4 protein-coding genes and 1 pseudogene are annotated in these 6,974 nt (G+C 69.2%); all 5 read left to right on the top strand.

What is annotated here, in order from left to right; genetic code table 11:
- A pseudogene (locus D180_RS18990) lies at positions 1 to 678 on the top strand (M48 family peptidase); the annotation flags it as partial.
- 83 nt (positions 679 to 761) lie between these two features.
- A complete protein-coding gene (gene phoB / locus D180_RS18985; RefSeq protein ID WP_017907838.1) occupies positions 762 to 1,451 on the top strand; it encodes a phosphate regulon transcriptional regulator PhoB in 690 nt (229 codons plus the stop codon).
- Between the two features lie 64 nt (positions 1,452 to 1,515).
- Positions 1,516 to 2,841 carry a phosphate regulon sensor histidine kinase PhoR gene (gene phoR, locus D180_RS18980; RefSeq protein WP_017907839.1) on the top strand — a complete coding sequence of 442 codons (1,326 nt, stop codon included), beginning with the start codon at positions 1,516 to 1,518 and terminating at the stop codon, positions 2,839 to 2,841.
- A gap of 11 nt (positions 2,842 to 2,852) precedes the next feature.
- Complete coding sequence (gene ppk1 / locus D180_RS18975; protein WP_017907840.1) at positions 2,853 to 4,952, top strand: polyphosphate kinase 1; 2,100 nt, start codon at positions 2,853 to 2,855, stop codon at positions 4,950 to 4,952.
- 55 nt (positions 4,953 to 5,007) lie between these two features.
- Positions 5,008 to 6,534, top strand: coding sequence for an exopolyphosphatase (ppx, locus tag D180_RS18970; protein ID WP_017914026.1), 1,527 nt, complete (start codon positions 5,008 to 5,010; stop codon positions 6,532 to 6,534).
- The last annotated feature ends 440 nt before the right edge of the window (positions 6,535 to 6,974 follow it).

The raw sequence follows: 6,974 nt of genomic DNA, 5'->3' as shown, positions 1-6,974 counted from the left end.
GAATGGGCCCGCGAGCGGCTGCGGGTGTTCAGCGCCAACACCCCGGCCGATGCGATCCGCGAGTACGAAGGCCTGCGCCAGGGCAGCAAACAGGGCCTGAGCGATGCCCAGCGCTATGGCCTGGCGCTGGCCCGGCTGCGTGCCGGCGGCAGTGCGCAGGAGGTCGCGCAGACGCTGGAAAGCCTGCTGCAGGCGCACCCGGACAACTGGTGGCTGACCGTGGCGGTGGCCGAGGCCGAGGCCAAGGCCGGCCGCAACCAGGCCGCCGACCAGCGCTTCGAGGCGCTGGTCAAGCGAATGCCCAGCAACCGGGCGGTGGCGCTGAGCTATGCGACCGCCCTCAACGAACAGGGCGGCCGCCAGGCCGGCCAGCGCGCCCAGGCGGTGCTGCGGCCGCTGCTCGGGGCCGCCGCGGAGGATCCGGTGTTCCAGCGCACCTTCGCCCGTGCCTGCGAACTGGCCGGCGACGACACCCGGGCCGGCGAGGCGTATGCCGAGGCGGCGTACCTGAACGGGCATCCGGAGCAGGCCCTGATCCAGCTGAGCAACCTGAAGAAGCGCAGCGACCTGGACTACGTGGCGCGCGCGCGCATCGACGCCCGCATCGCCGCGATCACCCCGACGGTGCTGGAACTGCGCCGCCAGGGCGTGCAGGACCCGGACATGCAACGGCGCTGAAACGCGCCCGTGTCAGGCGTCACTCAAACGTAATAAAACCGTAGTCTACTGGCGACCTTCCTCCCCAGTTCCACGGTGCCGTTGTGCAGAAACGCATCCTGATCGTCGACGACGAGCCGGCCATCCGCGACATGGTCGCGTTCGCCCTGCGCAAGGGCGACTTCGAGCCGGTGCACGCCGGCGATGCCCGCGAAGCGCAGACCTCGATCGCCGACCGGGTCCCGGACCTGATCCTGCTGGACTGGATGCTGCCCGGCACCAGCGGCCTGGAACTGGCCCGGCGCTGGCGCAAGGATGCGATGACCCGCGAAGTGCCGATCATCATGCTCACCGCCCGCGGCGAGGAGAACGACCGCGTCGGCGGCCTGGAGGCCGGCGTCGACGACTACGTGGTCAAGCCGTTCTCCGCACGCGAGCTGCTGGCGCGGATTCGCGCGGTGATGCGCCGCACCCGCGAGGACGACGAGGACGGCAGCGTCTCGGTCGGCAGCCTGCGCATCGACGGCGCCGCGCACCGGGTGTTCGCCGGCGAGGCGCCGGTGCCGATCGGCCCGACCGAGTACCGCCTGCTGCACTTCTTCATGACCCATCCCGAGCGCGTCTACAGCCGCGCGCAGTTGCTCGATCACGTCTGGGGCGGCAGCGTCTACGTGGAAGAGCGCACCATCGACGTGCACATCCGCCGCCTGCGCAAGACGCTGGAGCCGTTCTCGGTGGAAAACATGGTGCAGACCGTCCGCGGTTCCGGCTATCGCTTCTCTGCGTCCATCTGACCGCCGCCTTCGCCTGCTATAACGGCGGACGGATCACGATCCTTTGCGACAGAGTGCGTTCCCGATGCCCCGCCACATCCGCTCCGCCTGGTTGAAGACCCTCGGCACGCTCGCCGGCCTGCTGTTGCTGGCGTTGCTGATCGGCTGGATCGGCGGCCATGTGTGGATGGCGCTGACCCTGATGTCGCTGGGGGTGATGGGCTGGCACTACTGGCGGCTGCGGCGGGTGCTGCGGCGGCTGACCGCGCGCCAGCGCTGGGAGCCGCCGGCCGGCACCGGCGTGTGGAACGAACTGGACCGGCTGCTGTACCGCAGCCAGGCGGAAATGCGCGTGCGCAAGCGGCGCCTGCTGGACATGCTGCGCGCCTACCGCGCCGCCGCCGCGGCCCTGCCCGACGCGGTGGTGGTGGTGGACCGCAACAGCCAGCGCATCCAATGGTTCAACGAAGCAGCCGGCACCCTGCTCGGCCTGCGCCACCCCGGCGACCTCGGCGCGCCGGTGGTGGAGCGGCTGCAGCCGATGCCGCTGGCGCACTGGCTCAGCGGCGGCCGCAACGCCGAGCCGATGCTGGACATGCCCTCCCCGGTCGACGACCGCCTGCGCCTGAACCTGCGCCTGATTCCCTATTCCGACGACCACTGGCTGCTGGTCGCGCGCGACGTCAGCAAGCTGCTGCAACTGGAGCAGGTGCGCCGCGATTTCGTCGCCAACGTCTCGCACGAGTTGCGCACGCCGCTAACCGTGGTCCACGGCTACCTGGACATGCTCGACCCGGAGGACTTCCCGGATTCGGGGCCGATGATCGCCGAGATGCGCAAGCAGTCGCAACGCATGACCCAACTGGTCGAGGATCTGCTGACCCTGTCGCGGCTGGAATCGCAGGAACACGCCAACGAGGAGTCGATCGCGATGGCGCCGATGCTGGCCACGCTGCGCCGCGAGGCCGAGGCGCACAGCCAGGGCCGGCACCGCATCGAGGTCCACGACGAAGCCGATTGCGACCTGGTCGGCTCCAACAAGGAACTGCACAGCGCCTTCTCCAACCTGGTCACCAACGCAGTGCGCTACACCGCGGCCGGCGGCACCATCCGCATCACCTTCGCCCGCGAGGGCGATGGCGCGGTGCTGGCGGTGCGCGACAGCGGCTACGGCATTCCCGCGCATCACCTGCCGCGGATCACCGAGCGCTTCTACCGCGTCTCCAGCAGCCGCTCGCGCGAGAGCGGCGGCACCGGCCTGGGCCTGTCGATCGTCAAGCACGTCCTCGGCCTGCACCAGGCGCGGCTGGAGATCGAGAGCGAAGTCGGCAAGGGCAGCACCTTCTCCTGCCACTTCGGCGCCGGGCGCGTGCATCCGCGGCACGACCATGCCACCCTGACCTCCGCCTAACGAGAGACACCATGCCCCGCCGCGCCCCTGCCCTGCCGCCCACGCCGCCCCCGGACATTCCCAGCGACCCGCTGCGCGACCCCGCGCTGTACATCAACCGCGAGCTGTCGCAACTGGACTTCAACTTCCGGGTGCTGGCGCAGGCGCAGGATCCGCAGGTGCCGTTGCTGGAGCGGCTGCGTTTCCTGTGCATCTCCTGCACCAACCTCGACGAGTTCTTCGAGATCCGCGCCGCCACCGTGCGCCACGCGCAGGAATTCGGACTGCCGCCGGCACCGGACGGGATGAGCCCCAACGCCATCCTCACCTCGATCCACGACCGCGCCGCGCAACTGGTCGACCAGCAGTACCGCTGCTGGAACGAGGTGCTGCGCCCGGCGCTGAAGGACGCCGGCATCGGCGTGCTCGGCCGGCATTCCTGGAACGCGCGGCAGAAGCGCTGGCTGCGCGCCTACTTCCGCAACGAGATCATGCCGGTGCTGTCGCCGCTGGGCCTGGACCCGGCGCATCCGTTCCCGAAGATCCTCAACAAGTCGCTGAACATCGTGGTGGTGCTCAAGGGCACCGACGCGTTCGGCCGCGTCGGCCACCTGGCGATCGTGCGCGCGCCGCGCTCGCTGCCGCGCATCATCCAGTTGCCGGAAAGCCTGGCCGAGGGCGGCCAGAGCTTCGTGTTCCTGTCCTCGGTGCTGTCCACCTTCGTCGACGAGCTGTTCCCGGGCATGGAGGTGATGGGCTCCTACCAGTTCCGCGTCACCCGCAACTCGGAACTGGTGGTGGACGAGGAGGAAGTGGAGAACCTGGCGCTGGCGCTGCGCGACGAACTGGTCAACCGCGGCTACCGGCCGGCGGTGCGGCTGGAGATCGCCGAGGACTGCCCGAAGTCGATCGTGCGCACCCTGCTGCAGAACTTCGAACTGCCGGAAAACGCGGTCTACCGGATCAACGGCCCGGTCAACCTGAGCCGGGTCAACCAGGTCTACGACCTGGTGCAGCGCCCAGACCTGAAGTATCCGGCGATGAATCCGCGCACCCTGCGCGACAGCGAAGGCATCTTCGAGATCGCCGCCGCCGGCGACGTGCTGCTGCACCACCCGTTCGACGCCTTCACCGCGGTACTGGACCTGATCAAGCAGGCCGCGATCGACCCCAACGTGCTGGCGATCAAGCAGACCCTGTACCGCACCGGCAAGGACTCGGCGATCGTCGATGCGCTGGTGCTGGCCGCGCGCAACGGCAAGGACGTCACCGTGGTGGTGGAACTGCGCGCGCGCTTCGACGAAGAGGCCAACCTGGGCCTGGCCGACCGCCTGCAGGAAGCCGGCGTGCAGGTGGTGTACGGCGTGGTCGGCTACAAGACCCACGCCAAGATGCTGCTGATCGTGCGCCGCGAGGGCCGCAAGCTGCGCCGCTACGTGCACCTGGGCACCGGCAACTACCACAGCGGCACCGCGCGCGCCTACACCGACCTGAGCCTGATCACCGCCGACGTGGACATCGGCAACGACGTGCACCTGCTGTTCCAGCAGTTGTCCGGGCTGGCGCCGAAGATCCGCCTCAAGCGCCTGCTGCAATCGCCCTTCACCCTGCACCCGGGCGTGCTGCACCGGATCGAGCGCGAGACCAAGCTGGCGCATGCCGGCCGCCCGGGCCGCATCATCGCCAAGATGAACGCGCTCAACGAGCCGCAGGTGATCCGCGCGCTGTACGCGGCCTCGCAGGCAGGCGTGAAGATCGACCTGATCGTGCGCGGCGCCTGCACCCTGCGCCCCGGCGTGCCGGGCGTGTCCGACAACATCCGGGTGCGCTCGATCGTCGGCCGCTTCCTCGAGCACAGCCGGGTCTACTGGTTCGGCAACGACGGCGCGCCGGAGCTGTTCTGCGCCAGCGCCGACTGGCTGGAACGCAACCTGCTGCGGCGCGTGGAGACCGGCTTCCCGATCCTGGATCCGGACCTGGTCAAGCGCATCCACCGCGAGGTGCTGCAGAACTACCTGGCCGACAATCTCAACGCCTGGGAACTGGACGCCGACGGCAACTACCGCAAGCTGGCCCCGGGCCAGGACCAGCCGCCGCATTCGGCGCAGCTGGCCCTGCTCGACGGGCTCTGAGCACACCGCGGCGCAGCGCCAACGGCGCGCGCCGCGCATCGGCTACCATTCCGCCATGCCTGCCACCTCCCCCACTCATCCGCCGCTGCGCGACGGCGACCTGCTGGCCGCCATCGACCTGGGTTCCAACAGCTTCCACATGGTCATCGCCCGCTATCAGCTCGGGCAGTTGCGGGTGGTGGACCGCCTGCGCGAGACCGTGCGCATGGCCGACGGCCTGGACAACAAGGGCGGGCTGTCCGCCGAGGCGCGACAGCGCGCGCTGGAATGCCTGGCGCGCTTCGGCCAGCGCCTCCGCGACCTGCCCTCGCTGCGGGTGCGCGCGCTGGCGACCAACACCGTGCGCCAGCTGCGCTCGCCGCAGACCTTCCTGATTCCCGGCGAAACCGCGCTCGGCCATCCGATCGAAGTGGTCAGCGGCCGCGAGGAAGCGCGCCTGATCTACCTGGGCGTGGCCCATGCGCAGCCGCCCAAGCCGGACGAACGCCGCCTGGTGATCGACATCGGCGGCGGCTCCACCGAGTTCATCATCGGCAGCGGCTTCCAGACCCTGGAACGCGAGAGCCTGCAGGCCGGCTGCATCGCCAGCACGCGGCGCTTCTTCCCGGGCGGCAAGCTGTCCAAGAAGAAGTGGAAGGACGCGCTGACCGAGATCGGCGCCGAGTTCCAGCAGTTCGCCGGGCAGTACCGTGCGCTGGGCTGGCACGAGGCGCTGGGCTCGTCCGGCACACACAAGGCGATCGGCGAGATCTGCGCGGCGATGAAGCTGACCAAGGGCGCGATCACCGCCGAGGCGCTGCCGCAGTTGCGCGACCGCCTGCTGCTGGCCAAGCGCATCGAGGACATCGACCTGCCCGGCCTGTCCGCCGACCGCCGCCCGATCATCGCCGGCGGCGTGCTGGTGCTGGAGGCGGCATTCCAGGCCCTGGGCCTGCAACGGCTGATGGTGAGCAAGGCGGCCATGCGCGAAGGCATCCTCTACGACATGCTCGGCCGCGGCGGCGAGAACGATCCGCGCGAAACCGCGATCGCCGCACTGACCCAGCGCTACGGCATCGACGAAGCGCAGGCCGCGCGCGTGGAGCACACCGCGATGGCGCTGTTCGAGCAGGTCGCCGGCGACTGGGCGCTGGATGCCGACGACGCGCGCATGCTCGGCTGGGCCGCGCGCCTGCACGAACTCGGCCAGGCCATCGCGCACAGCCAGTACCACGTGCACGGCGCCTACGTGCTGGAGCACTCGGACATCGCCGGCTTCTCGCGGCAGGAGCAGCAGGTGTTGGCCACGCTGGTGCGCACGCACCGCCGCAACGTGTCCAAGACCGCGTTCGACGCGCTGCCCGACCGCCTGTTGCTCAGCGCCAAGCGCAAGGCCGCGCTGCTGCGCCTGGCGGTGCTGCTGCACCGCGCGCACGAGGCCGACCCGATCCCGGCGCTGGAACTGAAGGCCGACGGCGCCAACCTGCACCTGATCCTGTCGCAGCCATGGATCGAGTCGCGGCCGTTGCAGCGTGCCGACCTGATCGGCGAGGTCGAGGGCATGGCCGGGTTGGGGATCAATTTCCGTCCATTTGTCGCTTGAAAGCCGGGACTCGGGACTCGGGATTCGGGATTCGGGATTCGGGATTCGGGATTCGGGACGGCAGCATGCTGTCCGCGGTCAAATCGTGGTCAAGCGATTTGATGAGAAAAGTGCCGGTTTTTGAAAGAAAACCCGCCCCTCGTGAAGCCGCGACACCGCGGCTTTTTTGTGGGAGGGGCTTCAGCCCCGACGCCTTACCGATACCGCGTCGGGGCTGAAGCCCTTCCCACAGAAAAGCGGCACAACGACGCACTTGCGAAAACCCCCGAATCCCCAATCCCGAATCCCGAATCCCCGCTTTTGGCGTCATCGTTCCTACATGCGCTGGACATGTTCGCTTCACTGCATTGCGCGAGGCTTTGTTAAACCGGAGCCCCCGCATGCGCTACGCGATCGTCACCGAGACGTATCCCCCTGAGGTCAACGGCGTCGCGCTGACC

It is taken from the genome of Xanthomonas sp. SHU 166 (genome assembly GCF_000364685.1).
GTDB classification, from domain to species: domain Bacteria; phylum Pseudomonadota; class Gammaproteobacteria; order Xanthomonadales; family Xanthomonadaceae; genus Xanthomonas_A; species Xanthomonas_A sontii.
This window is presented reverse-complemented; position numbering and strand designations above follow the sequence as displayed.

Bases quoted from the DNA above. Each gene is read 5' to 3' on its own strand.
- phoR (WP_017907839.1), top strand. From the start codon at position 1,516: ATGCCCCGCCACATCCGCTCCGCCTGGTTGAAGACCCTCGGCACGCTC.
- ppk1 (WP_017907840.1), top strand. From the start codon at position 2,853: ATGCCCCGCCGCGCCCCTGCCCTGCCGCCCACGCCGCCCCCGGACATT.
- ppx (WP_017914026.1), top strand. From the start codon at position 5,008: ATGCCTGCCACCTCCCCCACTCATCCGCCGCTGCGCGACGGCGACCTG.